Origin of the sequence: Rhizobium sp. M1, from assembly GCF_002531805.1 — a bacterium.
GTDB classification, from domain to species: domain Bacteria; phylum Pseudomonadota; class Alphaproteobacteria; order Rhizobiales; family Rhizobiaceae; genus Rhizobium; species Rhizobium etli_C.
Window position 1 is genome coordinate 1 of sequence record NZ_NWSW01000124.1, and the last position, 513, is coordinate 513.

Genomic DNA, 513 nt, shown 5'->3' on the forward strand with positions numbered 1-513 from the left:
GCCTGGAGCGGCGGGACGATCGATGGGGCCGGCACCATCGTGATCGGGTCGGGGATCGACGGCAGCATCGGTTATGACGGCGGTTATGGCGGAGTGCAGCTCAACGGTCGGCTCAACGTTGCCGGTGTAGTAGTGCTCGGGGCGGACGGCTATGGTGATAGTATCTCCCTGGGCACCTATGCCTATCTGGGCTCGGACCCTGATACCGGCAACCCGATCTACGAGACGGATCCCGGGCAGTTGAACATCCTGGCCGGCGGCCGGTTCGAGCTGGCAGCCAGTTCAACGATCAGCGAGGGCACGGCGAACGTCGGCGAGCGCAGCCTGCTGAGCAATGCCGGGACGCTGGTCAAGACCGGAGCCGACACGGCCAGCATCAACGTGGACGTGGTCAATACCGGCAATCTCAGCATCGAGGCCGGCACCCTTTACGTGAGCGGCGCCTTCGAGAGCACCGGCATCACCACCATCACAGCCGGCGCTGTGCTGCAGCTCACCGGTGAAGCGAGCTTC

Annotated in this window: 1 protein-coding gene; it reads left to right on the top strand. The window is 64.7% G+C overall.

The genetic code is table 11. The features are described 5' to 3' along the window. A partial coding sequence (locus tag CO655_RS34155; protein WP_176539359.1) for a hypothetical protein occupies nt 1–513 on the top strand: 513 nt, incomplete at both ends.